The sequence below is a fragment of the Bacillus sp. B4EP4a genome (assembly GCF_006680105.1).
In the GTDB taxonomy this organism is placed as follows: domain Bacteria; phylum Bacillota; class Bacilli; order Bacillales; family DSM-1321; genus Peribacillus; species Peribacillus simplex_E.
This window is the reverse complement of sequence record NZ_VHIK01000013.1, coordinates 1-25,098: the sequence shown is the minus strand read 5'-3', so window position 1 is coordinate 25,098 and position 25,098 is coordinate 1. Positions and strand designations below refer to the sequence as shown.

At 40.8% G+C, this 25,098-nt stretch carries 30 protein-coding genes, 1 pseudogene and 2 riboswitches; of the genes and pseudogenes, 15 read left to right on the top strand and 16 right to left on the bottom strand.

What is annotated here, in order from left to right; translation table 11 throughout:
• Entirely contained in the window at positions 1–1,485 is a 1,485-nt protein-coding gene (locus FNK51_RS07300; RefSeq protein WP_141992910.1) for a spore germination protein, read from the bottom strand.
• Complete coding sequence (locus FNK51_RS07295) at positions 1,460–2,614, bottom strand: GerAB/ArcD/ProY family transporter (protein WP_286178594.1); 1,155 nt, start codon at positions 2,612–2,614, stop codon at positions 1,460–1,462. The genes FNK51_RS07300 and FNK51_RS07295 overlap by 26 nt, the downstream gene beginning before the upstream one ends.
• 185 nt (positions 2,615–2,799) lie before the next feature.
• Here FNK51_RS07295 and FNK51_RS07290 point away from each other — a divergent pair, with 185 nt between their 5' ends.
• From FNK51_RS07290 to FNK51_RS07265, 7 genes are all read left to right on the top strand, one after another.
• Positions 2,800–3,318 carry a YfiT family bacillithiol transferase gene (locus FNK51_RS07290; RefSeq protein WP_141992908.1) on the top strand — a complete coding sequence of 173 codons (519 nt, stop codon included), beginning with the start codon at positions 2,800–2,802 and terminating at the stop codon, positions 3,316–3,318.
• A gap of 33 nt (positions 3,319–3,351) precedes the next feature.
• Complete coding sequence (locus FNK51_RS07285) at positions 3,352–3,861, top strand: GNAT family N-acetyltransferase (RefSeq protein WP_141992907.1); 510 nt, start codon at positions 3,352–3,354, stop codon at positions 3,859–3,861.
• 14 nt (positions 3,862–3,875) lie between these two features.
• Positions 3,876–4,361: an SRPBCC family protein gene (locus tag FNK51_RS07280; protein ID WP_141992906.1), complete on the top strand. Its 486-nt coding sequence runs from the start codon at positions 3,876–3,878 to the stop codon at positions 4,359–4,361.
• 71 nt (positions 4,362–4,432) lie between these two features.
• Positions 4,433–4,681, top strand: a complete 249-nt coding sequence (locus FNK51_RS07275; RefSeq protein ID WP_141992905.1) for a hypothetical protein — start codon at positions 4,433–4,435, stop codon at positions 4,679–4,681.
• A gap of 5 nt (positions 4,682–4,686) precedes the next feature.
• On the top strand, positions 4,687–4,854 hold the full coding sequence (locus FNK51_RS26445) for a hypothetical protein (RefSeq protein WP_181762208.1): 168 nt from the start codon (positions 4,687–4,689) through the stop codon (positions 4,852–4,854).
• A 278-nt stretch (positions 4,855–5,132) separates the two neighbouring features.
• A complete protein-coding gene (locus FNK51_RS07270; protein ID WP_141992904.1) occupies positions 5,133–6,488 on the top strand; it encodes an arsenic transporter in 1,356 nt (451 codons plus the stop codon).
• Between the two features lie 24 nt (positions 6,489–6,512).
• Entirely contained in the window at positions 6,513–7,178 is a 666-nt protein-coding gene (locus tag FNK51_RS07265) for a DUF2642 domain-containing protein (protein WP_141992903.1), read from the top strand.
• 51 nt (positions 7,179–7,229) lie between these two features.
• Here FNK51_RS07265 and FNK51_RS07260 read toward each other — a convergent pair whose 3' ends face one another.
• On the bottom strand, positions 7,230–7,511 hold the full coding sequence (locus tag FNK51_RS07260; protein WP_260399635.1) for a HesB/IscA family protein: 282 nt from the start codon (positions 7,509–7,511) through the stop codon (positions 7,230–7,232).
• A 359-nt stretch (positions 7,512–7,870) separates the two neighbouring features.
• Between FNK51_RS07260 and FNK51_RS07255 the strand changes: the two genes are divergently transcribed.
• Entirely contained in the window at positions 7,871–9,073 is a 1,203-nt protein-coding gene (locus tag FNK51_RS07255) for a C40 family peptidase (protein ID WP_141992901.1), read from the top strand.
• A gap of 5 nt (positions 9,074–9,078) precedes the next feature.
• On the opposite strand, the gene FNK51_RS07250 is transcribed toward FNK51_RS07255, so the two are convergent.
• The 9 genes and pseudogenes from FNK51_RS07250 to FNK51_RS27745 form a co-directional block, all read right to left on the bottom strand.
• Positions 9,079–9,708, bottom strand: coding sequence for a poly-gamma-glutamate hydrolase family protein (locus tag FNK51_RS07250; protein WP_141992900.1), 630 nt, complete (start codon positions 9,706–9,708; stop codon positions 9,079–9,081).
• Between the two features lie 85 nt (positions 9,709–9,793).
• Positions 9,794–9,943 (bottom strand): CapE family protein, encoded by a 150-nt coding sequence (locus FNK51_RS26440; RefSeq protein ID WP_179891205.1) that lies wholly within the window; start codon positions 9,941–9,943, stop codon positions 9,794–9,796.
• Positions 9,944–10,012: 69 nt separating this feature from the next.
• The gene (locus FNK51_RS07245; RefSeq protein ID WP_181762207.1) at positions 10,013–11,596 is read right to left on the bottom strand and encodes a gamma-glutamyltransferase family protein; all 1,584 of its coding nucleotides are present in this window, start codon (positions 11,594–11,596) and stop codon (positions 10,013–10,015) included.
• 69 nt (positions 11,597–11,665) lie between these two features.
• A complete protein-coding gene (locus FNK51_RS07240; protein ID WP_141992899.1) occupies positions 11,666–12,958 on the bottom strand; it encodes a CapA family protein in 1,293 nt (430 codons plus the stop codon).
• Between the two features lie 10 nt (positions 12,959–12,968).
• Positions 12,969–13,418 (bottom strand): poly-gamma-glutamate biosynthesis protein PgsC, encoded by a 450-nt coding sequence (gene pgsC, locus FNK51_RS07235; protein ID WP_063232582.1) that lies wholly within the window; start codon positions 13,416–13,418, stop codon positions 12,969–12,971.
• A 15-nt stretch (positions 13,419–13,433) separates the two neighbouring features.
• Complete coding sequence (gene pgsB, locus FNK51_RS07230) at positions 13,434–14,615, bottom strand: poly-gamma-glutamate synthase PgsB (RefSeq protein WP_076364471.1); 1,182 nt, start codon at positions 14,613–14,615, stop codon at positions 13,434–13,436.
• A gap of 789 nt (positions 14,616–15,404) precedes the next feature.
• Positions 15,405–15,620: a hypothetical protein gene (locus FNK51_RS07225; RefSeq protein ID WP_098373637.1), complete on the bottom strand. Its 216-nt coding sequence runs from the start codon at positions 15,618–15,620 to the stop codon at positions 15,405–15,407.
• Positions 15,621–16,068: 448 nt separating this feature from the next.
• Positions 16,069–16,887 carry a methyl-accepting chemotaxis protein gene (locus FNK51_RS27750; protein ID WP_483296115.1) on the bottom strand — a complete coding sequence of 273 codons (819 nt, stop codon included), beginning with the start codon at positions 16,885–16,887 and terminating at the stop codon, positions 16,069–16,071.
• Between the two features lie 120 nt (positions 16,888–17,007).
• Positions 17,008–17,304 (bottom strand): annotated as a pseudogene (locus FNK51_RS27745) (HAMP domain-containing protein); the annotation flags it as partial.
• 629 nt (positions 17,305–17,933) lie between these two features.
• A riboswitch (PreQ1 riboswitch) is annotated at positions 17,934–17,976 on the top strand.
• 55 nt (positions 17,977–18,031) lie between these two features.
• Here FNK51_RS27745 and queC point away from each other — a divergent pair.
• Genes queC through queE form a run of 3 tightly spaced genes read left to right on the top strand, consistent with a single transcriptional unit; the run spans position 18,032 to position 19,888 of the window.
• Positions 18,032–18,697 (top strand): 7-cyano-7-deazaguanine synthase QueC, encoded by a 666-nt coding sequence (queC, locus tag FNK51_RS07215; protein WP_141992897.1) that lies wholly within the window; start codon positions 18,032–18,034, stop codon positions 18,695–18,697.
• Positions 18,697–19,167, top strand: a complete 471-nt coding sequence (queD, locus tag FNK51_RS07210; RefSeq protein ID WP_076366231.1) for a 6-carboxytetrahydropterin synthase QueD — start codon at positions 18,697–18,699, stop codon at positions 19,165–19,167. The genes queC and queD overlap by 1 nt, the downstream gene beginning before the upstream one ends.
• The gene (queE, locus tag FNK51_RS07205; RefSeq protein ID WP_141992896.1) at positions 19,160–19,888 is read left to right on the top strand and encodes a 7-carboxy-7-deazaguanine synthase QueE; all 729 of its coding nucleotides are present in this window, start codon (positions 19,160–19,162) and stop codon (positions 19,886–19,888) included. Before queD ends, queE begins: the two co-directional genes overlap by 8 nt.
• Positions 19,889–19,943: 55 nt before the next feature.
• Here the strand turns inward: queE and FNK51_RS07200 are convergent, their stop codons facing one another.
• Positions 19,944–20,291 carry a DUF4260 domain-containing protein gene (locus tag FNK51_RS07200; protein ID WP_141992895.1) on the bottom strand — a complete coding sequence of 116 codons (348 nt, stop codon included), beginning with the start codon at positions 20,289–20,291 and terminating at the stop codon, positions 19,944–19,946.
• A gap of 52 nt (positions 20,292–20,343) precedes the next feature.
• Entirely contained in the window at positions 20,344–20,913 is a 570-nt protein-coding gene (locus FNK51_RS07195; RefSeq protein WP_098373642.1) for a TetR/AcrR family transcriptional regulator, read from the bottom strand.
• A gap of 378 nt (positions 20,914–21,291) precedes the next feature.
• Between FNK51_RS07195 and FNK51_RS07190 the strand changes: the two genes are divergently transcribed.
• Positions 21,292–21,576, top strand: a complete 285-nt coding sequence (locus FNK51_RS07190; protein WP_141992894.1) for a hypothetical protein — start codon at positions 21,292–21,294, stop codon at positions 21,574–21,576.
• Between the two features lie 46 nt (positions 21,577–21,622).
• Entirely contained in the window at positions 21,623–22,594 is a 972-nt protein-coding gene (locus FNK51_RS07185; RefSeq protein WP_141992893.1) for an HD domain-containing protein, read from the top strand.
• Positions 22,595–22,852: 258 nt separating this feature from the next.
• On the opposite strand, the gene FNK51_RS07180 is transcribed toward FNK51_RS07185, so the two are convergent.
• Positions 22,853–23,293, bottom strand: a complete 441-nt coding sequence (locus tag FNK51_RS07180) for an SRPBCC family protein (protein WP_141992892.1) — start codon at positions 23,291–23,293, stop codon at positions 22,853–22,855.
• Between the two features lie 47 nt (positions 23,294–23,340).
• Complete coding sequence (locus tag FNK51_RS07175) at positions 23,341–23,817, bottom strand: SRPBCC family protein (RefSeq protein WP_220126977.1); 477 nt, start codon at positions 23,815–23,817, stop codon at positions 23,341–23,343.
• A 184-nt stretch (positions 23,818–24,001) separates the two neighbouring features.
• A riboswitch (PreQ1 riboswitch) is annotated at positions 24,002–24,044 on the top strand.
• A 50-nt stretch (positions 24,045–24,094) separates the two neighbouring features.
• On the opposite strand from FNK51_RS07175, the gene FNK51_RS07170 reads away from it, so the two are divergent.
• Complete coding sequence (locus FNK51_RS07170) at positions 24,095–24,637, top strand: VUT family protein (protein WP_063575425.1); 543 nt, start codon at positions 24,095–24,097, stop codon at positions 24,635–24,637.
• A gap of 20 nt (positions 24,638–24,657) precedes the next feature.
• Positions 24,658–24,807: a hypothetical protein gene (locus FNK51_RS26435; RefSeq protein ID WP_155726451.1), complete on the top strand. Its 150-nt coding sequence runs from the start codon at positions 24,658–24,660 to the stop codon at positions 24,805–24,807.
• Positions 24,808–25,098 lie beyond the last annotated feature (291 nt).

Below are 25,098 nucleotides of genomic sequence, written 5' to 3'. Positions count from 1 at the left end.
TTACTGCCCCTTTCTGGTCTTATCATTAGCAGCCAAGGATCGTTTGCTCATGGAATTCCATGGTCTCATTACGAATGAATCCAGTAGTTTAGTGAATCTTGGCGGGTTCATTCCGCCAATATATGAAATCCCGAATGAATCAAGCCTGGATAGTAAAGTGACAATAGAAAGGAAACCGATTATCGTGCCGTAGATTCCATAAATACAGCTTAGTAACAGCACAAACATGCGCAGAATCGTTACGGCCCCTGTTAAAGACTGGTTTACAAGAGTATAAGATGCGACAGAGGTTACGGCAGTAACCACAAGCATGGTTTGTGAGGTCAGTCCGGCCCTTATCGCGGCATCACCGACAATGAGGCCGCCTACAACAGCAACTGTCTGTCCAACCGCTTTAGGTAACCTGACTCCGGATTCTCGAAATAATTCAAATAAAATGAGCATGAGAATGAATTCCATCGTGGCGGATAAGGGAAGTCCAAGCCTTGAAAGGGTGATGGTGGCCAATAACGGGAACGGCACCTGTTCAATGTTGAAAGCGGAAATGGATATCCAAAACCCCGGCAATAAAACGGTAATGACAAGCCCCATAAAGCGAAGAAGTCGCTCAAGACTTACAAATAGATAAGGAAGATTCGAGTCTTCTGCTGTTTTTATTTGCAATAATAATGTAGATGGTGCCACGATTATGGTTGGCATTCCGTCCACGATTAGAATGAATCTTCCTTGATTGAGTGCTTCCACAACAAAATCGGGGCGACTCGTATAATGAGTGAGTGGAAATATACTATATTTACTATTTGAGATCAATTCCTCCAATTGCTGGCTGCTCACCAATATATCAATATCTATGGAGTTAATTTTGGACCTCACATTTTTGACCAGTTCTTTATCAATGATGTCATCCATGTACATCAGTGCGACTTTCGTTTGACTGCGCCTGCCGACAATAAAGTCTTCATAGGCAAGCGATTTTGTTTTTAGCCGCTTTCTGATTAAAGCGGTATTCATGGATAAATCCTCGACAAATCCATCTCTTGGTCCTCTTACAGAGACCTCGAAGGAAGACTCCTCAGGCTGTCTGTTCGGAACATTGGACAAATTTATTGAAAATAACTTTTGGGTTGATGGAATGAATAATAAGGCATTCCCGGAGAAAATCAGCTGCTGGACGCTATTGAAGTCGCTATCAATCGTCACTTTAGTCAAATCTACCAATGGTTTTAGCTTGTTGATTGCCTCCTCTTCATCGATTCTCTCATCCAATTCCATCATTTTGTTTAACTTTTCCAAAATCCCCTCGTTTAGTAAACTGATATCGGTCATACCCGAGCAATAAAAGATAAGGACAGGAATGGGTCTTTCGGTTTCTCCGATATAAATCGTGTCAAACATGATATCCGAGCTTGAACTGAATAACTCCCGAAATGTCTCCTCCCTTAATTCAGGCAGGGTTGGTTCATTTTTGGATCGTTTCATTCTCATGTCGGTTACCCTCCTTCGAACTAATGAACGTGCCGATAAACAAAAAGGCGGACAAAAGTAATAGGAAATAAAAAGCACCAGGATAATAAAAAGTTTGGGTCACATGCAAAAACTTGAAATTACTGAATGGTACGATGGAGATGACGACCATGAGAAAGCCGACAGCGAAAAGAATTCCTACCTTCATTTTTTCCGTTTTCCTATTAAAGATTTCCGTTATTAAGAATAATGCCAGTGAAACACGGATATAGGCACCAGCAAGCCATTGGTAAATGGAAAAGAAATCTGTATGTTCGATATATTTTCCAATAGTCAGCAGACGCCACTGTTCATAGGCAGGGTACCTCATGGCTTCGGCTAAGGTCGGTCCGAATTCAGCAAGTGCTGCTGTTAATGGACCTAGAAGTAAAAACACTAAACCGAGGCATATGAAAACCAATACTTTTCGACTGATTTTATCAGTAAGCTTTTCCTGGAAAAAAGCGATTAAAATCAGTTCGGCAAGACCATAACCAGAATACTTCAGGGCTTTAACGCCATGAAAATAGCCATTCTCGAAAAGGGGAAGGAGGTGGCTATAGTCTTTTGTCGGCATATTTCCGGTCGCAACAAAAATGCCAAGAATGACGACAATGGGTAATAATACAGAAGAGCAAATGGCGATGGAACGCATACCTGAATGGGCAAGGAAGATGCATAGTAGTGTAAACGGAATGATAATCGCTAAACTTGGGGTTTCAAAAAGGAAGCTTGTAGTGATCCAATCAATCGTTTCCTTGGTGGTGGCCAAAACAAGGCTGATCAGATAAATCACGATAAAGAATAAAACGATATTTTTAATAGGTTTTCCAAATCTATATTCAAGCCAATCCGTCAGGGATTGATTATTCATATTCTTGATTATCCTCGATAATATGTAGACCCAAATCGGTATCAATCCAATAATAAGGATAGAAAAAAACCAAGAATCCCTTCCGCCGGTGGATAGAAGGAAAGGGATCAAAATAACGTGATTAAGAAGGCCGATTGATAAAAAGAAGATGCTAAGGGTTTGTATCGAACTGATTTTCTTCAAGATGATCCTATCCCCATTTCCATTGTTTAAAGAGTGGATTGATGCACATGCCATTCTTTTGTTATGGTTGCTAAATGTGGAAATAGTATACGTGATAATGATTGGATTAATATTCCTGAGTATTAATGAAAGCATGTGCAGGCTTGCAAAACAAAGAATTGCCGGTAAAAAGGATTTGTCTCAATTAATAAAGAATATATACTGGATGCTATTTTTATTGAACATCAGGGGGAATGAAGATGGATTTAAGATACCCGGTTGGAAAGTTTCAGTTTGAAGGGGAGATTACTAGTGGTGTAGCCGAGGGGTGGCTCAACGAGATAAAAGCTTTGCCTCGGATGCTGCGGGAAGCGGTAAGTAACATGAATGATGAACAGCTTGATACGGCTTATCGGCCTGGAGGATGGACGGTGCGTCAAGTGGTGCATCATGTTGCTGATAGTCATATGAATGCGTTTATTCGTTTTAAATTGGCCCTTACGGAAGAAAGTCCAGTCATTAAACCGTACGAAGAGGCGAAATGGGCTGAGCTGCCTGATTATGATTTGGCGATTGAAGTTTCTCTATCGCTAATTGAAAGTGTACATATCCGGATGTGCAAACTTTTATCGGGTCTTCATGCAGACGACATGGGCCGAACATTCATCCATCCTGATTCAGGAGAGGTGACGGTCGGTGAAAATATAGGCATTTATGCATGGCACGGACGCCATCATCTGGCTCATATTACTTCTTTATCAAAGCGTCAGGGATGGTGAATATGATTGTATCACCTGAAAGGTTGTGATTAAGTGAATGCTGAGTTGAAAATCGAACAATTAACATCAGTCCGCGACCACATTAATGAACTTTCGGATCTTTTGATGCAGGTGGTGAAAGATGGCGCGTCCATTGGTTTTTTACCTCCCATGAAACGGTCTGAGGCCATTGATTACTGGAGTGGTGCCCTAAATCCTGATGTGATTCTGTTTGTCGCTAAATTAAAGGGTGAGATTGTCGGGAGCGTACAGTTACATTCATGTTCAAAGCAAAACGGCGGCCATCGTGCGGAAATCGCAAAATTAATGACGCATACTGGTTATAGGCGAAATGGAATAGGACGTTCACTCATGCTAGAGGCTGAGAAGAGGGCCAAGCAAGAGGGACGGACATTATTGGTCCTGGATACAAGGGAAGGAGATCCTTCTAACGCCCTGTATACTTCATTGGGATATATTCAGGCAGGCAGGATTCCTGATTATGCGAAATCTGCAAATGGTGAATTCCATCCAACCATTTTTTATTATAAAAAAACGAATTGAATGGGGGAATGTATATGCAAGCTGTAATCGAAAAACAGGGTAACGGGATTATTGCAAGATTCGATCGCCTGTTCAATCATTCGGTGGAAAAGGTATGGAGTGCTTTAACGGAGAATGATAAGGTGGAAAAGTGGATGTCCAACCTGGAAATGAGGGACCTTCGAAAAGACGGGACCATCAAATTCAATTTCAATGATGGGTCAGGGGAATCTTTTGATATGAAAATAAGGGATTTCCGGGAATCCGCCGTATTGGATTTTGATTGGGGTGACGGCTGGGTTCGTTTCGAGGTATCCCCTGAAAAGGATGGATGCTCATTAGTATTGAAAGAATCCATCACGCCGATTAATGATCATACATCAAAGGATTTGGCAGGCTGGCATGTTTGCCTCGAAATGTTGAGTGATTTACTTAATGGTCATCATCAGGACTTCCCGATGGATGAATGGGAAAAATGGCATAAGGAATATACGGCCGCCGTCGAACGACTTGATGGATGAATGGAATGCGTTGGATACAGAAGACGGCCTAAAACCGAAGTGATGCTTCTGCTATGAAGGAAGTTTTTTTGTTGATATACCAGTTGGTGCAAGAGGCTACAAAAAACATTCAAGCCATCATCCAAAGCATTCTGTCGGATACAGAGGAATTGCTGAAAACGACCAATGAAACGAATCAAATCAGCAAGGATCAGAAAAATGCCCTGATCACGGTAAGTGAAGCCATGAAAGAGCTGGAGGATTCCGCAGGAGGATATCCAATTCAATTCAGGAAGAAACAAGATCCATTGAAAGCATCAATCAACAAAAAGAAACGGTAATTAAAGTGATAGAAGAAATCACCGCCGTATCACAGCAAACGACAGCTTCATCAGAAGAAATTGCATCATCGATGGAGGAACAAGCCGCTTCATCCAATGAACTTGCTGAATATACACAGCAGCTTACACAGTTAATAAATGATTTGGAGGATACGCTGGGGGAATTCCAGTAATGAATTAGAGGAACTGAAAACATAAGCGTTGCAAAGGGGAGGCCACTAAAGTGGTTTTCCCTTTTTTTTGTTAGATTGCCATTTTACCATTCTGTAGGTACTTAACCATGATTCCTTGAACGGGGCATCTCTCTTTAGTGGATAAAATCACTAGAAGTACAAAAGTACAATTTAGAGGGACTAGGCAAGAATCCATGCTTATTTTACTAAGGGGAATAATATATAGGAATCGGACAAGTAGGGTCCAATGGCTCAAGGCCCAAAAAGGGGAGAACAACATGCATTTCGAAATTGGAATGACTATTTTTGTGTTCGTCACGACAATGATAGTTATATTATGGAGGCCAGGAGGTATCAATGAAGCATGGCCAGCTTCAATCGGTGCAATGATAATTTTACTGACTGGAACAGTATCCCATGGCGATATTTGGGATATCTTCAATAAAATCGGGGGCGCATCGATCACCATCATGGCAACGATTGTCATGGCTGTAATCTTGGAAAGTTTCGGCTTTTTTCATTGGGCGGCTGCAAGGCTTGCCATCCTGGCTAGAGGATCGGGGTACCGCCTATATTGGTACATTCAATTATTGTGCTTTTTAATGACCTTGTTATTCAATAACGACGGCAGCATCATGATTACGACCCCCATCTTAATCTTGCTTCTGAAAAATCTCAGATTAAAACCGCATGAAGCCATCCCGTATCTTTTGAGTGGAGCATTGATTGCGACAGCTTCGAGTGCGCCTATTGGCGTGAGTAATATTGTTAATTTAATCGCTTTGAAAATTGTGCACATGACGCTTTATATGCATACTGCCATGATGTTTGTACCTGCTACTCTGGGGTTGATCTTTATGTCATGGTTAATGTTCGTAGTGGTCAAGAAAAAATTGCCCAAGAAATTACCGAATAATTATTATGACATTGAGGAACGTTTCTTTACTAAGAATTTCCACCCCTTAAAGGGAAAAATGACGGTTGAAACAAAAAGGCAACGCACAAAATTCATGTTGAAAGTTTTGCTCTATGTGTTCGTGGTGCGCTGTTTACTCTTTGTAGCTTCTTATTTATCCATTCCAATCGAGTGGGTAGCTGTACTTGGTTCTTTATCTTTACTGATCTGGAGATGGTATCATTTACGGACAAATCCTGTCGATATCTTAAAAAAGACCCCATGGCACATCCTGATATTCGCATTCTCCATGTATGTCATCATTTATGGACTCCATAATGTAGGGCTTACAGCCATGCTCGTACAGATATGCGAACCGATTGTAAACCAAGGGCTACTGAGTGCGAGCTTTGTCATGGGAGGATTGGTTTCGATTCTATCAAACATTTTCAACAATCATCCAGCATTAATGATAGGTACCATTACCTTAACGGAAATGGGACTTGATCCGATCACATTAAAAACTATCTATCTAGCTAATATAATCGGTAGTGACATGGGATCCTTGTTATTGCCCATCGGTACTCTTGCCTCACTTATCTGGATGCATATCTTGAAACAAAATAAATTGGAAATAAAATGGAAAGATTATTTAAGCGTATCCCTGATAGTCATACCAATAACGACAGTGGTGACACTGCTCTTATTATATTATTGGGTGCAAATGATTTTTAGCTGAATAACCCCCTAGGAGGAGATAGTAATGAGTGATGCGTTTGCATTACTGGGTAAACAAATTGATGTTCAACTCTCAGGTAAAAAAACTTTCAAAGGAATTCTAACTGATCTGAGCACAGATATTCTAGTGTTGTTCAATGGACAGCAGTATTTGTATTTTCCAATGCTGCACGTCCATCGATTCAATCTGAGTACAGAGATAGATAACGAGATTAAATATCCTATAGAGTCCTCCATGATGGAAGACATGGCTTCCATTTCCTATCGTAAAACGCTAATGAACGCAAAAGGGGTTTTTTCAGAAATCTATGTTGAGGGGCACATTCCTTTACACGGTTATATCACCAATGTTTTCAATGATTACTTTGCGTTCTACTCGCCTGTATATAAAATGATGTATGTATCGCTGCATCACCTTAAATGGCTTACTCCGTATAATCAAAATGCCACACCCTATACCCTCGGTAAAGAGAATTTTCCCGGCAATCCTTCAGGTGTGCCAATGCTTCGTTCTTTGGAAGACCAATTAAAGAAAAATGCAGGAAAGCTTGTAGTATTTGATGGGGGAGAGGACCCTATGAAAATCGGGGTGATAAAAAAGGCTGAAAACAACTTGGTTGAGTTAACGACAGCCAGCGGGGATAATGTGTTTTTGAAGCTTGCACATATTAAAACGGTGTACATGCCATAGTTTCATAGAAACGAGGGGAAGGGCATTTAAGCTTTCCCCTTATTTTCTTTGCTAGATGATGGGTGATACCAACGGATTCGGGTTCCTGATCAAAAATCCATCGCCTTCGTAATCAATTTCCGTTTGATCTGTAAAATGGGAGTCCGATGGGTCGAGCAACATTTTTATATCATGTAAAACGAGTATTTCCTCGTGCTCTTTTTTAGAGATTGCCAAGCTTAATGTATAGTTCATCTGGTTACAGCAAGGTCTGTTTATGCCAAACCTCAAATACGTTTCCCCTCCCAAACTATGCTGCATATCTTTAATTGCCTGCCGGGCTTTCTCTGTCATTTTTATCAAAATGTTCACTCCTATATCGTTATCCACTTCATAAATAGGGCAAGCCGTATATGCACGTCATGACCGGGATTCCTCTAATCTAACTTTACCCATTCTGCATAAAGAAATAAAATCCTCTAGGAATTCTTCGATTTCCAACTTTTCTCGGGTGGGAGTGTTTTATTGAATCAGACTGATGATTTTATGTAAAAAATAGGCTAAAGGTTTCATTAGGTTCGCCGATAATATTGTTGTTATGAGTATTAAGGTACATTCACTTGGGTGGATGATAGGATAGAAGATTCATATGATGGGATTTACTTGAACATCGTAAATTTAAAAATATTTCAGCGTATAAAGGAAGGGTTAAAATGTTTAATCGAAAAATAAACTGTATGATACTTACGTTTGTATTCATGGTTTGTTTCACTTTTTTACCTGGCTTAAAGGCCGAGGCTGCAGATCCTGTGCATACTGTAATCTCTGGCGAAACGGTAGAATCGATTGCCAGGACATATGATATATCGGCTGAGCAATTAATGGAAACGAATGGTTTACCGGATGATAAGTTATTTGCGGGCCAAAAGTTGACAATCATTCAAACGGCGTATACTCCTTCCATCTATCAATGGTCGGAGAGAGGAAAAAAAATTGCGGGATATGCGAAATCCTTTATAGGGTTTAAAAAGACAGCTGGAGAGGAGACGCCTGAAAAAGGGTTTGATTCGAGCGGGTTGATTCATTGGGTGCTTTCCCAGCAAAATGTGCCGGTTGACCGTTTGACAGTAGATGGTTTTTATAAGCAAGGGATGGATACAGCCACTCCGAAAACCGGGGATATTATATTCTTTCTGGAAAAAGACAGCTTAAAGGTAGTGACCGCAGGTATTTATGTCGGCAAAAACCAATTTGTCAATTCTGGATATGGTGCAGAAACGGTTCAGGTGAGATCCACTACAGAAGATTACTTTGCAAAATACCAAGTCGCGTACAAAACATACACGCCAAAAGGGGAGCATATCGTCCAAACGGGAGAAACGCTTAAAAGCATATCGGAGAATTACAGCATTTCCATGAGTACGATCAAAAGTCGTAACGCGTTAAGTACTGATGAGTTGATGCAAGGGCAGTATCTTCAACTATACAGCAACCCGTTGTATCCGTTTTATGTAAACGAGGAGGCTGCATATGATAAAGCATACGATGTCATCAAGTATGCATACACTTTACGCGGATTTCCCTATGTTTTCGGGGGAGAAGATCCGATGACCGGAATGGATTGCAGCGGCTTCATTTATTGGGTTATGAAGGAGCAGGGTCTTTCAGTTAAGCGGGGTTCCGCAGAGGATTACTTTTCATTGCTGCCCAAAATCGAAAATCCAAAGGCAGGGGATTTAGTATTTTTTAGCGACACAGGAACAAGGCTAGGTGTGACCCATGTAGGCATATATCTAGGTGATGGCCGTTTTCTCCATACAACGGAAAACGCAGACGTTCATATCTCCAACCTTTCGTCAGGTTATTTTGCCGATAAATTCGAAAGCTTCGGTGAAGTTGAAAGCCTTATGGACTAAGAAGCTCATTCAACTTGTTTATATTCAAGAGTCGCTTTTTCAATGGCAGTAACAAACCGTTTAAAAAGATCACATGGATTGCCCCTGTTCTTACTGGTAAAGTCATCACCTTTGAAAAAGCTTTTTCTAAGCTTTGTGGAAAGTTCCAATTGCACGCCTGCACCCGTCTTGGATTTGTTGGTGATGTTGTTTCCTTTCATGCCTGAAAGGTGCTGCGGTGCATGATCAGTTTGAAATCCAGCTTTGTTGAGGCATTGCTGAATAAGGTTCTTATAGGGTTCATTCCTTCCGCCAATGTAAACCAGCGCATTATGTACGTCGTAGTGTCCATGGATAGAAAGGGTGGTCTGAGCGTTCGCTGCCATTGAAACGCCGCCCGGTTCATTGAACAAGCAGGATGTTATATGGAGGACCTGGTTACCCCTTGGTTTAAGACCTTCGAATAGATAGGTGCTTGCACAAAGTCTCTGTCCAAGTGCGGCTGCAATCTCGCTAGTTCCCGGTTCGATGTTCCCGCCGTGTATGGCTAGAATTGCGATATCAGGATTCCTGTGATGAACGATGATGCGGTAATCGAGGTCTTCTTGTTCATTTTGCTGCAGTTCAATAAAATCAGTATAGCTATTTTCTTTCATGGTTATCCTCCGTATCTGAAGCGTAATTAATCTTCCATATCCGATGACGGCAAAAATAAAAAAAGCGGGGATACCCCAGCTTTTCTTATTCTTCGACAGTCGTATACTGTTCTATTTTCTTTTGCTCTTCGGGTGTTAAAGTTTCTGTCCGTTTAAAGATATTCATGGTCACAAGCAGGGCTGCTATTAGAAAAACGGGTATAACCCAGCTTGTTATTTTTTTTACGATATTCATATTCTAAGTCCCCTTATCCATCGCTAAAATTCATATGATATTTAGAAAAGGAGGGGCTGGATTGCACTCTTATTGCTGGGCTTTCCAGCTTCCATTTCTTCTTTTATCCCCAGCTCCGGATACTTGTCCATTTTTCTCGTTTTTAACGAGTACTTGAACCCCGCCGTAATACATGGGGGAAATCTTCTGGATGACTTCATATCCTGAATCTTCCAAGTCTGATATTATTTCATCCGAAAGCCTGGATTCCGTATAAATCTTCTTTCCATCAAAGACGAACCGATTACGGTCGATGATATCCTGAAATGAACCTTCATTCTCTGTATAAGAATAAAGGACCTGCATCAATACTTGAGGAATCCTATCGCCGCCTGGTGAGCCGATTCCGATCGATTCCTGCCCTGGTTTCTTGAGAATGGTAGGAGCGGTGAACGTTCTTGACCGTTTATATGCCTCTTGGGCGTTCAAGCCGGACCGGAAATTTTTCAATTGATCGTTAAGGAAAAATCCATTCGTATAATCACCAGATCCGAAAAAGTTACTGAGCGTATTTGTTGCGGAAACGACAGTGCCATACTTGTCCATGATCACAAAGTGTGTCGTACTTTCATGTTCTTCGGAACCATTCGATTCTTTATCTTCCCATTTTTCACTTTTGATCTTATTTTTAAGATTGTCCAAGTGAATGGGGGAGAGCAATTTTTCCGCCTTAGAGTGACTTATTCCATCTCCAATATTGGCGGACCGATCTTGATAAGCGGTATCTGTGATGCCCCCCAAGACCTTCATATAAGTTGATTTGCTTGAAGAATCACCGAGGTTCATTTCCTCGGCGAGCTTTAACATTTCAAGAACGGTAATCCCGGAAAAGGGCGGAGGGGCAGTAAATACATCATAACCGGCAAATGTTCCTTGGACCGGCTTACGTTCTTTCACCTCATAGCGCTTTAAATCCATCAAGTCGATATCTGTTTCCCTTTTAATATCCCGTGCAATTTCCCCTTTATAAAAACCATCAGGACCTTCCTTTTGAATCTGCTTCAATGTTTCAGCAAGTCTTTCTTGGACAAGGGTTTTGCCTGGTTCAATGGCATCGCCCTCAGGATAAAATAATGATGTCCCATCGGAAGATATCCTTGGCTGAGCTGCTTCTAAGCGCGATGATAAAGTCTCATCCACTTTAAACCCGCCTTCAGCCAAGTCGATCGCCGGCTGAAGAAGATCAGCCATTGGTACGCTCCCATACTTATCACTTATAACCTGCATGCCGGCCACTAAGCCAGGAATCCCTGTATCGTGTCTTGAACTTGGGTCTTCCGGAGAGGATTCACGATAATCGATAAAATTGGGTTCGCCGGATTCCGGTGCAATCAGCATACCGCCGCCGCCGCCCACGCCAGATCCAAAAGGTTCAACTACACCTAATACATAAGAGACCGCAATGGCGGCATCCGCCGCCGTTCCACCATTATTTAATATATCCATCCCGACATCTATTGCGATTGGGTTTGAAGAACTGACCCCATATGATTGTTCCGTTTTACTCTCTATCGGATCATTCGTGTCAGAAATAGGGGGTGTCTTGGAACATCCAGCAATATATATGAGTATGCTTATGGGAATGAGCACTTTTCTCGTCATACGGTTAATCATCGATTATTCCCCCTTCTCGTTGAGCTTCCAAGTTGTTTCTCTTTTCACATAGTAGTATCCAATCGATCCTTACTGAATGGGCTGAATGTCCTGTTGTATAGCTTGTGTTGCCTTTTTCTCTTGTGCAGCTTTCTTTTCCTTTGCTTCTTTCGCTGCCTTTGCTGCTTTTGCTGCTTTTTCTTCTTGTTCACGTTGTGCCTTATGGTCGATTACCTTCTTGTGATCCATGGTAATCTCGATGCGATCCTCTTTTTTCGACCATTGGGCGTTTTCACTCGTTTCCTTCGTCAACTGACGGTATACACGTGATTTGTCGATTGAAGAGGTAGCTGGCCTTGGTGTTGCTTCTTCAATTTGCAGTGGAACGACATCGATAGTAGCTTTTCCGTCTTCCGCTAAATGGTATTGAACCATGGCTGAATCCTTTGTGCGTGTCCAGCCTTGATCGAAAATGAAATTTCCTAAACTATAGAAAATGATTCCATCTTTATACACATCAAACGATTGAAGCACGTGTGGGTGATGGCCGATGATGATGTCAGCCCCAGCATCGATGATAGCTTTAGCCAAGTCCGTTTGACGGGCGGTTGTAGATGTTGAATACTCTTGTCCCCAGTGCATATTCACCACAACCAAGTCTGCATTGCCTTGTTTGACATCCCTTGCTTTGCCGATCATTTCAAATAATAAATCAAGGTTGGAGTTCAATAGTCCGGCTTTATCACTTTTTGACACGGCATCCTTACCGTAAACATCTGTGAAGCCAAGTGTTGCGACGCGTACGCCATTAACATCCGCATAGTCGATGCTATTTTTAGCTTCCGTAGTGTTCGATCCAACACCGACATAGTGCATATCCGTACTTTTGAATTCATCAATCGTATCAAGAAGTCCTTGTTCTTCATAGTCCATCATATGGTTATTGGCCAAATTCATTACTGAGAAGCCAGCATCTTTAACAGCTTCCACACCGCTAGCATTGGAGTTTAACCGTATGGGCGTATCCGCTCCCTTGTAGTTGGATACTTCTTCTTTTAAAGCGGTATGTTCATAATTCCCACTGACATAGTCTGAATGGGCAAAATAGGGCTTCATATAACGGAAGAGGTATTCATACCCGTGCTTTTCCGTCACTTCTTCAACATTACGTCCCATCATCACATCACCGACCATTGTCATCGTCAATGGCTGATCGGATTTTGAAGCGGTTGTTTTCACTTCCTCAGCCCGTCCCATCCAAGTGGTAATGACTAAAGCGATTAGTAATATAGGTAGTATGATTCCAGTGTATTTAAGATTCTTTTTCTTCGTGCGTTTAATAAAGATAAGTGTTTTTTCTTTTGCATTTAAAGTCCGTTTCATTTTTTGCACCTCAGAATAGGTAGTACACGTTCATTAAACCGAAAGTCAAGCCGGATAATAAAAGCGTGCTGCCAAGTGTCAATGGCATTCCTTGTCTTTGTATGGTATTCGCTATCAATCCGGGTACAATTATACCGATTCCCCGAAACTCGAATATTTCAAATGGCATGACGGGGTAGACGAAGTCCAATAGGAGTTTCAAGCAAATCCCGGTCACCATCATGGCTGCGAATTTTCTTCTTCCATATAAAATCACCCATCTTGAAAGGCCGTGAGTGACGATCAAATAAGTTACGACACTAATGATCAGGATGGTCAGCATGATTTCCCATTGGTCAAATACTAATGCCAAATAACCTGGCACGATAAGTCCTGCGGGTACGACACCCGTCTTTTCTGAAAATATAAGGCTAAGCGTTACTCCCAGTACTAGGGCTACATATAAATCCGATCCAAACATTAAGGTTCCTCCTACTTAACTTGCTTTTTGCTTTGTTTTAGATTTCATGAATGCTTCAATTAATGGTTCCGCTGCACCGTGAATATTCCCGACACCGTAGACAATGCGATTTTTCATCAATGGGCGGAGGCGGGCCACGATTTCTTCAGTTGACCAGTTTTCTAAATCCCAATATTCTTTTGTATCCAATTGACCTTGCTCGAATGCCCGAGTGATCGGTGATGTGGTTTCACCAATGGAAATGACGATTTCAGATTTTATGTAAGGCAATACATCTCTAGCAAACTGCTCGGTACGGTCCACGCGGTCGGGACGGCAATTCATGATGACGATAGGAGGTTCTGTGCTGTATCCGAACGTATTGACACGTTCCCAGATGTTCAGCGTCGATGACGCGTCATTTGCAGCAAAGCCATTGACAAAGAAAGTTGGCTGGATGGGATCCCCGAATTTGGTGATCCGCATGGCACCTGGATCGGGATGCGCATTCAACATTCCGCGAAAAGCCGTTTTTTCATCGATGCCCAAAGCTTCCGCAACGGCCAAGGCCAGTGATGCATTATCAGGAAATACCATATAGTCGAATTCGCGTAGAAAATCTTCCGAAATTCTCGAATTGTCTGCAACGATTACTTTTGTGTTGCGTTCTTTGGCAATTTGCTTGAAAAAGTCCAAATATTCACTTTCGATAGTTATTAGGTGACCATTATAGGGAATAGTAGCAGTGAAAGCTTCAGCAACCTCATCCAAAGTCGGTCCCATGACATCCATATGGTCTTCCAATACATTCACGATTACGCCAATGTTTGCTTGGATCATTTTGTTTTGGAAGATTAGTTGATAGTCAGGCTGTACGGCCATGCACTCACAAACCAGTGCTTCCGTGCCTAAGTCGGCAACTTCTTTAACTACACGCCGCTGTTCTCCTATGTTGGGTCCTTCCGGGCGGCGTACAATCGGTTTTTCCTTATCGGTAAACCAATAGATCATTCTTGCTGATGTTCCGGTTGTTTTACCTACTGTTTTGTACTTAGCTTCCTGGATCACACCTGTAATTAGACGCGTTACAGTCGATTTCCCCCGAATCCCATTCACATTCACACGTACCGGGATGGAGTCGAGACGCTTCTGATGGCGTTTTTGTTCGAAAATACCATAGCCAAGCAAAAAGATCGCACAAATAAATATCGGTGCCATTTTTTAACCTCTCTTTTTTTCAAATATTTGAATTACTGAATACACACTACATGATTTTAAACTTAATAGGCAAGGGCTAATTATTTTATCGTAATATAGTTATTATCAGCTTTTTCAAATAAATGTATATTGGAGTGTAATAGTATCTAATGGGATAAATTGTTTTATGAGTACAAAGTTATGGCTGGAAATCGAGGGAATACTCGGTTATTTTACACTAAATTATGGAAAGTTTAACAAAAAACCATTTTGGTCAGAATCAAAGTAGTTTTATGAGCATTTGAACCTGATTCCTAATGGCTATATTTGAATAATATTTGGTTTTTAAAAGTGACGTTTATTACAGTTCTGTAATTGTTTATACCCATTGTTCGACATAAACGTAACAATATTTATGCATTTGTCATTCAATGTAAGATATTGCATCTAACGACTCAATTAGTTAAACTCTTTTGAATTTGGACAAAGATGAGTAAAAGAACACATCTCTTTTTTTTTATATTTTCCGGTTTTTTCCTCAGAGAATACTCACGGACTATAATTGATCTTTTACCTGAAACATGAAATAAACTAAAGTTAACCCATTTTTTTAAAAAAATACCTAGTTTCTTCTATAGATATAGTGTTTATATAAGAATGCAAAATAAAAAAAGCTCAGAAGCATATCTGAGCTTTCGGTTTATATATTGTTAATGAATGGAATGGTCACGAATCTCCGTTTATCATGGAGATTTAACGTTCGTGGGTCTTGAGCTGCAGCATTGGTAGCTGATTATGGAAGGAATCTGGTTAACTGGATTTCTTTCTGTCAGAAATCTCAAGGTTGGAGCCCTTTTTACCGCCATCAATCACATAAAATCTAGGAGCTAATCTCCTTCTTTTTCTTTGATTGTCAGGATTCATCTTCATATAATTTTCGTATTCTTTGCGAAAGAATTCTTCGGTTTCCCGTTCCAGTGCTTTTCTTTCGTTAAAATCTGTTATGAATTTGAAAAAACGTTTCATATGAATTCCTCCTTATGGGGTTAAAAGGTCTTAGTTTAATAGTAACATATCATTAGTGAAATTTAACCTTTTTTTACAGATTTGGAGTAGAAATCGTGTTTTTGTGTGAATAAAGTTGTGAACGGTTAGATTCGAGAGAAAGCATGCAATGGATCCTTACTGAGTAGAAGTGCCCGTGCATGGTGTTGAAAGGAAATGTCGGGATTTGCAGTAGCGGTTATTGGAAGTGATGGATATTTAAGTTAAAATATTCCTTTAATTAATTATACACTAAATATTCTGAAAATAAAGGAAAACATTCACTTCCAGCCGCTTTTGATAGATTTGCTTTTTAATGATTTATTATTGTGTATAGTTATTTATTCCCCGAATATACGAAAATGAAACAACCTATATAATGGGAAGGAAAAGCAATTTCCCGCATTCATGTGACGGGAAATTGCTAGTGTCATAATTGGAATTTCTTAACCTGTTCAGTCAGCAGTTCTGCCGAAGATGCAAGTTCACTGGCATGATGCGTGATTTCATCCATTGAAGAGCTGGATTGCTGAGCAGAGGCGGAGACTTGTTCGATTCCAGCCGCGGACTCTTCAGAAACCGCTGCGATATCTTCGATAGCCTGATTGATATTTTTGCTATTTGTGGAGATATAGTTCAATTCGTCTGTTATATGCTGTATTTTCATTTCCATATTCCCGACAGAGTGATTGATTGTTTCAAAGGTTTGGCCTGTGAGCGTGATCTGTTTCGTGCCTTCATCCACTTGTGTATAACCATCTTCCAGGGAGTGGACGACTGTTTTTGAATCCGTTTGAATAGCGGAGACAATATTGGTGATATCCCCAACGGAGTGTGTGACCTCTTCAGCGAGTTTCCGCACTTCATCGGCGACGACGGCAAAGCCCTTGCCATGTTCACCAGCACGAGCGGCTTCTATGGCAGCATTCAGCGCCAATAGATTGGTTTGATTGGATATATCCTTGATGACCTGCACAAGCTGTGAAATTTGCTGCGATTGAGAATCCAGTCCTTTCACTTGATCTACGGCATTTTTTACAATCCTATCAATACATTGCATCTGTTGGACTGAACTGCGCATTAAAGTGGTGCCCTCCTTGGTCAAGGAAAGGATTTCGGTTGAACTTTTAGCTACATCCACTCCTTCTAGGCGGGCCAACTCGATCCTGCCGGTGAAATCATCCATCATCCGAACCATTTCAGCTGCCCGGTTGGCTTGTGACTCCGAACCTTCCGAAAGTTCATACATTGTAGTCGCTATTTGTTTGCTGCCCTGCTGAACTTCATTTGCTGATTGAGTCAGATCCTCACTTTGGTTGGAAACGGATTCGGACACAACGAGCATTTTTTCGATCGTATCACGAAGGTTTTTCTGCATTTGGTTGGCGGATACCGTTAATTCGCCCATTTCATCATGTGACTTTTGCTCCAGGGGCTTATGATTCAGCTCTCCGTCAGCCACCATTTTCATCCTGTCCCTGATTTTAAGGAGGGGGGTGGTAATGAGGTTGGCAGTCACAAGCGCCAGCAGAAGACCGATAAGGACTGCCGCAATGGATATGATGATACTTGTCGTCTTAACCGATTTCCCGCTTGCGATGACGGTTTCACCAGAAGTGACAATCAATTCCTCGCGTTCAGATGCAAGCTCCTTGAAACCCTCCATTACTTCATTGCTGATTGGTGCCACTTCATTTTTGAGTATCTCTTTCGCGCGCTCTTCATTTCCCTTTTCATATTGTGGAAATACCCGGTCTACAATCATCGTCCTCCAATCCACGCTTTTCTCGATCAATTCCTTCGCATTATCAGAATCGCTTAAAGCGAGGAGATCCTCCTGGAGGACCTTGCTGTCTTCGGTATATTGTAAGAACCTTTCTTTATAACTCTCGTCACCATATAGAATATAGGCTCGGGCGAATGCGGTTCTTTGTGCTAGATTATATAGCAGTTTTTCATCTTGGATAAGAAGCGGAAGTTCCTTTTCGATGATATCCTGGGAATATACCAGAGACTTGTTGCTGCTGTAAATGTTGTATGCTCCTAAGATGACACATAAAGATATGATGAGTGAAAATGCCAACAATACCTTTCCTTTAATGCTTTTCAAATTAATGGACCCCTTTATCGATATTTTATTCACACTATTTTATCGGACGGATAATGGGATATTTAAGCAATGAAAAGATAACCAAATTTTCCATCAGATCTAATATTCACTAAATATAATCATCTTGATTTATTATCGTTTTCAAGTTACTATTGACTTGGAAAAATATAATATTCCGCGTTAAGGCGGAAGAGGTTCTAGCTACCCTCTCAAAAAAACTAAGGAGAAACAGTGCTCTATTCTTAGGGTGCTGTTTTTTTCCGTAAAAAGGAGTTTTATAGAAATGAAGAAGAAAGAAAAGGCAGTGGTTGTATTTAGCGGAGGTCAGGACAGTACGACGTGCCTGTTCTGGGCATTGGAGAGATTTGAGGAAGTGGAAGCGGTGACGTTCGATTATAATCAGCGGCATAGCTTGGAAATCGAATGCGCTCAAAACATTGCCAAGGAATTGGGCGTGAACCATCATATCCTTGACATGTCACTGCTGAACCAGCTGGCACCGAATGCATTGACGAGAAGTGATATTGCAGTGGCGGACGGAGAAGACGGGGAATTGCCGTCGACGTTCGTACCAGGGAGGAATTTGCTGTTCCTTTCGTTTGCCGGAGTGCTGGCGAGTCAGATTGGCGCTAAACATATTGTCACCGGTGTTTGTGAAACGGATTTCAGCGGATATCCTGACTGCCGCGATGTATTCATTAAATCGTTGAATGTGACCTTGAACTTGTCGATGGACCAGTCATTCGTGATTGATACGCCGCTTATGTGGCTTAATAAAGAAGAAACATGGGAGCTTGCGGATCAGCTTGGTGCATTCGACTTTGTCCGCGAAAAGACCCTGACTTGCTATAACGGGATCATCTCCGACGGCTGTGGAGATTGTCCGGCATGTAATCTGCGGAAAAAAGGACTGGATGATTATGTAAGCAGACGGAAGGTGCTTTCATGATGTACGGTTTTACTATAGTGGATAAACTCCAAAAAATAGATGAAGATATTCAGCGCAGCCAATTGAAGTATACAAACAAGAGGGTTCTCGTGAGTAAGGAATTCACCTTTGACGCGGCGCACCATCTGCATGACTATGAAGGAAAATGCAAGAACCTGCATGGCCACACATATAAGGTCATTTTCGGATTGAGCGGGTATACGGATTCACGCGGTTTGATGATAGATTTCGGGGATATCAAGGATATATGGAAAAATGAAATTGAAATCCACCTGGATCATCGTTATTTGAATGAAACCCTGCCGCTCATGAATACAACAGCTGAAAATATGGTTGTCTGGATTTATGAAAAAATGGCCGAAGCCCTTTCATTGAAAGAATATGAGGGTGCTAGAGTCGAATTTGTTCGACTATACGAAACGCCGACAAGCTATGCCGAAGCCAGACGGGAGTGGATGGAAAGTGAGTAAACTCCCGGTTATGGAAATCTTCGGACCGACCATCCAAGGTGAGGGAATGGTCATTGGTCAAAAAACCATGTTCGTTCGGACGGCTGGCTGCGATTATTCATGTGCCTGGTGTGATTCCGCATTTACTTGGGATGGCACCGGTAAGGAAGATACCGTCCAGATGACTGCTAGAGAAATATGGGATGAGCTGAAGCGAATTGGGGGTTCTGGTTTTTCCTTCGTGACGATATCAGGCGGAAACCCGGCTCTGCTGAAAAACCTAAACGGCTTGATAGCGATCTTACATGAAAATAAAATGAAGATAGGTGTCGAAACACAAGGGAGCCGATGGCAGGATTGGTTTCTCGATATTGATGAACTGACGATTTCACCTAAGCCGCCGAGCTCTAGAATGAACACGGACTTTACGGTGCTCGACCAAATCATCTCGAACCTTGCCGATCGAAATCCGGAAAACCATGTCTCATTGAAGATTGTCGTCTTTAACGAGGAAGATTATCAATATGCCAAACATGTACATGGGCGTTACCCGGATATTCCTTTCTATTTGCAGGTCGGCAATGACGATAGCAGGACGGCGGATGATCGTCAATTGATCAGCGGTCTTTTGAAGAAATACGAAGAGTTAATAGATAAAGTGATAGCAGATGATGAATTGAATGATGTGAAAGTGCTGCCCCAGCTGCATACCTATATATGGGGAAACAAGCGGGGCGTATAAAGAAAAGTGAGCAAAAGGCAGTGTGATGGCGTAATCACACTGCCTTTTATGCTTTTTACAGCCTTTGAATGTGTGTAGCTTTGAAGGAAGATGTGTATTTGAGGCCATACCCAAATAAGCGATCCATTCCAATATGTGCGGTCCAAATTAAATCAATCATCAACAATGCATCAGAGTTTAGAAAAATGGCAAGCAATATCATGAAGATGGACAGGGTATAAGTGTGAAATAGGTTATAAACCTTTGCTCCAATTCGATCATTGATCAGATAGGCCAGCATGGAAACATCAGGAGACAAAATCAATAACAGGAAAATCCACCAGCTGAATTCATTTAACGAATAGATGTAAATCACTGCTAAAAGAACCATGAGTCCTTCAATATGAAGGAATTTCTTTACCATTTTAAAACCCCCCAATGTATATTTGACCAATGGTCAATAATGTTCGAAAAAATTATATGATGTTTCCGATGATATTTTTTACATGAAAATAAGCTAAGCCTTTTACATCTTCATATGATAGTTCAGAATTAATATAAAAAGTGATAAATCCGTGAAGAGAAAGAAAAATCGACCATATGGATGCAGGATTCAATTTGTTGTCCGTTAGGTCCGTCAGGGACTGGATTAGCTTTTCGTATGTTTTATTAGAATCGAATTGAAGTAACTGCTGAATTTCTTTTTCCTTCGATAAAAACATGATGGAATAATGATTCTGTTGGGTTAAACCGAACTCCAAGAAGCACAATAAAATCTTTTCCATTTTTACAGAAGGGTCATTTTCCGAAATGGTGATATCATCGATTAAAGTATTTAAAACGGAAAAATCCGTTTTCACCAAACTATAAAATATTTCTGCCTTATTTTTAAAATGATAATAAATGGCTCCATGGCTGCAATCCAATGATTTAGCCAATTGCCTCATTGAGACATTCGAATACCCTAACGTTGCAAAAAGGTTTCTGGCTTCATTCAAGACCATGTCCCTGGACAATTCTTTACCTGCCGATTTCCTTGGCGACATCTTGTCACCTCCTAATTTATTGACCACTGGTTAATAAAGATGATATCTCACTGATTTACAAATGTCAATTATTAGATCATATTATAAAGTACTGTTTTTTTAGGGGGACTTTTCCATTTAATGAACTGGAATTTCACCTATGTTGCAAAGGAGAGGATGCAGGACATTGCCTAAGGAATATTCAGGCAACCAGTTAGCTTGCTAATGGGTACAATGTTCTCTAACCCATAGCAACTCAATGAAACAGGTACGGAAATATTTATGTCCTGAAACAGAAAAAAGGAACCAACTATATATGCGCTTGACGTATTTCAGTACCATTAATATCCTAATATGGTACTATTATGGTATTAATAGAGCGTTGGAGGGGATGAATAAATGAAAAAGAAATTCGGTATTTTGGGTTCAATTATCATAGTCTTGACCGGCCTTTTTTTATTCACTAAACCGTATAAAGATAAAACAAAACCTGTAGAAGACATTTTTAAAGTGAATCAACCAGATCAGGTAATAATAAATGAAATGATAACGATAGAAGGTATTGATGAGGTTAATCCAGGTGATATCGATTTGAATGATGAAGAAGAAATAATAAAATTGGTAAAAAAGCAATATGAGCAAAGTGAAAAGGGGGAAATAATTTTTACAGAAAAAAATCAATGAAATCACCTACCTGTAATGTGTAAACTAATGGGGGAGGCGGAAGTTATTGATAGTTTTGGATAGTATCTATGGGAAACACATTGTAGAGGGAGTTCTTGAAGAGCTGATTCTAAGCAAACCCGTCCAAAGATTGAAGGGGATACATCAAGGCGGGGCAAGTTATTTAGTTTATGAGAAGCGGGACGTTACACGATTTGACCATTCACTTGGTGTGATGCTTTTAATTAAAGCGCTTGGAGGTTCATTGGAGGAACAAATCGCGGGCTTGCTGCATGACGTATCCCATACTGCATTTTCACATGTTATTGATCTCGTTCTGGATTGTAAGGATGAAGATTATCATGAAAAGATATATGATCATGTCATTATGGAATCCGAAATCCCATTTATACTGAAGAAGTATGGATATGATTGTGAAGTCATAGTTCAATCAAAATGGGAATTGCTTGAACAGCCAGCACCTGAGTTATGCGCCGATCGGGTAGATTATACTCTCAGGGATATGTATCAATATGGACATATCACACTGGAATCCGTTCAAGACTTTTTAGATCATGTAATCATAATAAATGGAAGGATGTATCTGGATAATATTGAATCGGCGGAATGGTTTGTGAAAACGTATTACAGCGAAGTTATTGATTTTTTCATGAACCCACTTAATATATATGGCTATGATATATTGGCAAAGACCTTAAAATTGGCTTTGGCTAAAAACCTGATCATCCTTGATGACTTACTCGGTACAGATGAAGAAGTCATGTCCTTGTTAAGCTCCGCTGATGACCATGAGGTGCAAAATCTTTTAAAACGGATCCATGGTAACGTAAAGGTGATAGAAAATCAATTGGTATACGACATACATAGGAAAAATAAAGTGCGCCTCATTGATCCTTCCGTTATTCAAGGAACCCAATTATTAAGAGCATCCAGTTTATCAGAAAAAGTCAAGAAAATGGGAATTGAAGCTTATAAAAAAGCTTCGAAGGGCATATATCTAAAAGTGATTTCCGATTGAATTTCATGTCAAACCATAACTAAAGTAAAAAACTCAAGGATGATATTCATCCTTGAGTTTTTTCTCGGAAACATTTAAAGTCTCCTCCCGTATGCTTTCTTTGACCTTGATTAACAAATGCAGAATTAGGAAAGAAGGTAAGACTTATCAATAGGACACAACATGCTTAAAAATCTTAAGTACTATTGTTCTGGGAGTCAGGCACGGCCAACTGCATTTTTAGTGATCTTTCTAATCTGAACCAGCACCTTTTAAGAATTAAAAAATTATTGATGCTCTCAAAGTATTAACCCCATTTTCTAAATAACCCTTTAAACATGTTAATGTATAAACCCAACCTTCCTTTTGTCCTATCATTTTATTTATCAATTCGGGGTCGTCCTCTTTCAAACCTGATTCGTTCACTTCAATAATTGTACTCATTTTACCCAACTCTTTTAGTGTAATTGTAACAATCGTTTCTTGATCATTTCCTCCCCATGAAAACACGATTTTCCTATTTTCCTCTACTTCCAATACATTAATAACCACTTCAGCATCGTATTCGTTATATCTCAATGTAAGCGTCCTGCCTTGTTCCCATCTTTCAGAACTCGATGAGAACCAGAAATTCCCGATTCTTTCTGGGGCCACTATGGCTTCAAACACTTCATTGGTTGGTTTGACTATTTTAAATTTCGTGATTATTTGCGTATCCATCACTATCAACTCTCTTTCTTTGTGTCTTTATAGTTTTCCACTACCACTTAATTATTCCGATCTACTGTTATTGGCGGCAGGGTCCGTCCAGTTTCAAGCAAGCTCTTCAGGTTACTTAGAATCGCTGGCCATCCATTATTCAAGCCTTCAAAGGTATTATCATCATATACGAAATCCGTCTCCAAAAGCTCCTCATGCCTAAGCGTTAACTTCACAGTCGAATCATCCATAGGCTGCAGTATAAAAGTGACACGAGTAGGCTGCTCACGAGGTGTTTCGTCTCCTGTCATGTTCCAAGTGAACGAGAGCAGGTGCAGCGGCTCACACTTGAGTACTTTACCATGATCAGTAATACGCCCATCTTCCAGCAAATATTTAACGCTTGAGCCTTCTTGCCAGTCAGACTGGACTTGGCATCCAAAATGGTACTTCTTCGTGACTTCACCGCTAGTAAGGGCTTCCCAAAGCTTCTCTGGTGGGGTTGCGATATAAATAACATGAACAAACGATGGTTTTTTCATCATCTTTTTCCTCCTCGCGTTTTTATACCTCATATCAAGATCGTAACATTATTCTATCAATCATTGTCGGCTTTTCATATACAGCCGGTCAAGCAGTTTTCTGCGACAAAAATCGGCCATATGGAAACTTCTTGATTTCCAATCGCTTTCAAGCTACGATAAATAAGGAAAATGATAATCCGCTCGGGCGGAAGAGGTTCTAGCTACCCTCTCAAAAAAACTAAGGAGAACAGTGCTCTTTCTTAGGGTGCTGTTTTTTCTGTATAAGGAGAATCAAGAAATGTTAAGAATTTTATTGTATTTAGTATCCATCATCACGGCGAATGTGGTTACAGCAGCTTTTGCGCCATTACATTTTGGCATGTTCATCATTCCGATGGGTACATTGCTCATTGGGGGAACCTTCATCTTTCGAGATCTGGTCCAGAATAAATTCGGCCGCACGAAGACCTATATATGTATCGTCACTGCACTTATTTTATCTGCGTGTGTATCATTCTTATTAGGGGATACGTTATTGATCGTATTTGCTTCCGCATTATCGTTCGTGGTCGCAGAAACAGCGGATACGGAAATTTATACCCGTTTAAAACTCCCGATGAGTTGGAGGGTGTTTTACAGCGGAATCGTTGGAGGATTTTTCGATTCGGTGATATTTGTCGTGATTGGCCTAAGTCCGTTGGGTGCCAATATATTGCCATGGGAAGCAGTACCAGCTGCGGTCATCGGCCAAATCATCGTTAAAACGATCATTCAGTCAATTGGTGCCATACTGTTGGGACGAATCAATGTAGAACTGGAGAAACGTGTAGTCTCCAGTTAAAGCTAGGAGGGATGCACTCGATGGATGGAACCAAAAAAGAAGAAGATAAATGCTATTGCCTCGAGGCCTTTCGTGAAAAATATGGCCCGCATGTTCAAGGGGAATGTATGAAGCTCTCCTGCGCCAATTATCGCAAGCATAAAGGAATAGACAAAAAAGGACCTAATTAGGTCCTTTTTTTGCGTGAATGGAGTAACTCACGAGTAAACGGTGCGTTATTCTGAGTGCGGCACCAATTTACGAGTAAAACAGCAAAACTTACGAGTAAAAGTGCGAAACTCACGAGTAAAAGTGTGAAATTCACGAGTAAACGGTGCGAAATCATGAGTGCGGCACCAATTTACGAGTAAATAGCGCAAACTCACGAGTAAAACAGCAAAACTCACGAGTAAAAGTGTGAAATTCACGAGTAAACGATGCGATATTCTGAGTGCAGCACCAATTTACGAGTAAATAGCGCA

Coding starts and splice junctions, on each gene's coding strand:
- FNK51_RS07200 (WP_141992895.1), bottom strand. CDS start 20,291: ATGGTAAAGAAATTCCTTCATATTGAAGGACTCATGGTTCTTTTAGCA.
- FNK51_RS07280 (WP_141992906.1), top strand. CDS start 3,876: ATGCAAGCTGTAATCGAAAAACAGGGTAACGGGATTATTGCAAGATTC.
- FNK51_RS07190 (WP_141992894.1), top strand. CDS start 21,292: ATGAAAAAGAAATTCGGTATTTTGGGTTCAATTATCATAGTCTTGACC.
- pgsB (WP_076364471.1), bottom strand. CDS start 14,615: ATGGCACCGATATTTATTTGTGCGATCTTTTTGCTTGGCTATGGTATT.
- FNK51_RS07245 (WP_181762207.1), bottom strand. CDS start 11,596: ATGATTAACCGTATGACGAGAAAAGTGCTCATTCCCATAAGCATACTC.
- FNK51_RS07175 (WP_220126977.1), bottom strand. CDS start 23,817: ATGATGAAAAAACCATCGTTTGTTCATGTTATTTATATCGCAACCCCA.
- FNK51_RS07195 (WP_098373642.1), bottom strand. CDS start 20,913: ATGTCGCCAAGGAAATCGGCAGGTAAAGAATTGTCCAGGGACATGGTC.
- FNK51_RS26440 (WP_179891205.1), bottom strand. CDS start 9,943: ATGAATATCGTAAAAAAAATAACAAGCTGGGTTATACCCGTTTTTCTA.
- FNK51_RS07270 (WP_141992904.1), top strand. CDS start 5,133: ATGCATTTCGAAATTGGAATGACTATTTTTGTGTTCGTCACGACAATG.
- FNK51_RS27750 (WP_483296115.1), bottom strand. CDS start 16,887: ATGTATGAACTTTCGGAAGGTTCGGAGTCACAAGCCAACCGGGCAGCT.
- queC (WP_141992897.1), top strand. CDS start 18,032: ATGAAGAAGAAAGAAAAGGCAGTGGTTGTATTTAGCGGAGGTCAGGAC.
- FNK51_RS07260 (WP_260399635.1), bottom strand. CDS start 7,511: ATGACAGAGAAAGCCCGGCAGGCAATTAAAGATATGCAGCATAGTTTG.
- pgsC (WP_063232582.1), bottom strand. CDS start 13,418: ATGTTTGGATCGGATTTATATGTAGCCCTAGTACTGGGAGTAACGCTT.
- queD (WP_076366231.1), top strand. CDS start 18,697: ATGTACGGTTTTACTATAGTGGATAAACTCCAAAAAATAGATGAAGAT.
- FNK51_RS07250 (WP_141992900.1), bottom strand. CDS start 9,708: ATGAAAGAAAATAGCTATACTGATTTTATTGAACTGCAGCAAAATGAA.
- FNK51_RS07170 (WP_063575425.1), top strand. CDS start 24,095: ATGTTAAGAATTTTATTGTATTTAGTATCCATCATCACGGCGAATGTG.
- FNK51_RS07255 (WP_141992901.1), top strand. CDS start 7,871: ATGTTTAATCGAAAAATAAACTGTATGATACTTACGTTTGTATTCATG.
- FNK51_RS07300 (WP_141992910.1), bottom strand. CDS start 1,485: ATGAGAATGAAACGATCCAAAAATGAACCAACCCTGCCTGAATTAAGG.
- FNK51_RS07240 (WP_141992899.1), bottom strand. CDS start 12,958: ATGAAACGGACTTTAAATGCAAAAGAAAAAACACTTATCTTTATTAAA.
- FNK51_RS26435 (WP_155726451.1), top strand. CDS start 24,658: ATGGATGGAACCAAAAAAGAAGAAGATAAATGCTATTGCCTCGAGGCC.
- FNK51_RS07295 (WP_286178594.1), bottom strand. CDS start 2,614: ATGGCATGTGCATCAATCCACTCTTTAAACAATGGAAATGGGGATAGG.
- FNK51_RS07180 (WP_141992892.1), bottom strand. CDS start 23,293: ATGGATACGCAAATAATCACGAAATTTAAAATAGTCAAACCAACCAAT.
- FNK51_RS07265 (WP_141992903.1), top strand. CDS start 6,513: ATGAGTGATGCGTTTGCATTACTGGGTAAACAAATTGATGTTCAACTC.
- FNK51_RS07225 (WP_098373637.1), bottom strand. CDS start 15,620: ATGAAACGTTTTTTCAAATTCATAACAGATTTTAACGAAAGAAAAGCA.
- FNK51_RS07290 (WP_141992908.1), top strand. CDS start 2,800: ATGGATTTAAGATACCCGGTTGGAAAGTTTCAGTTTGAAGGGGAGATT.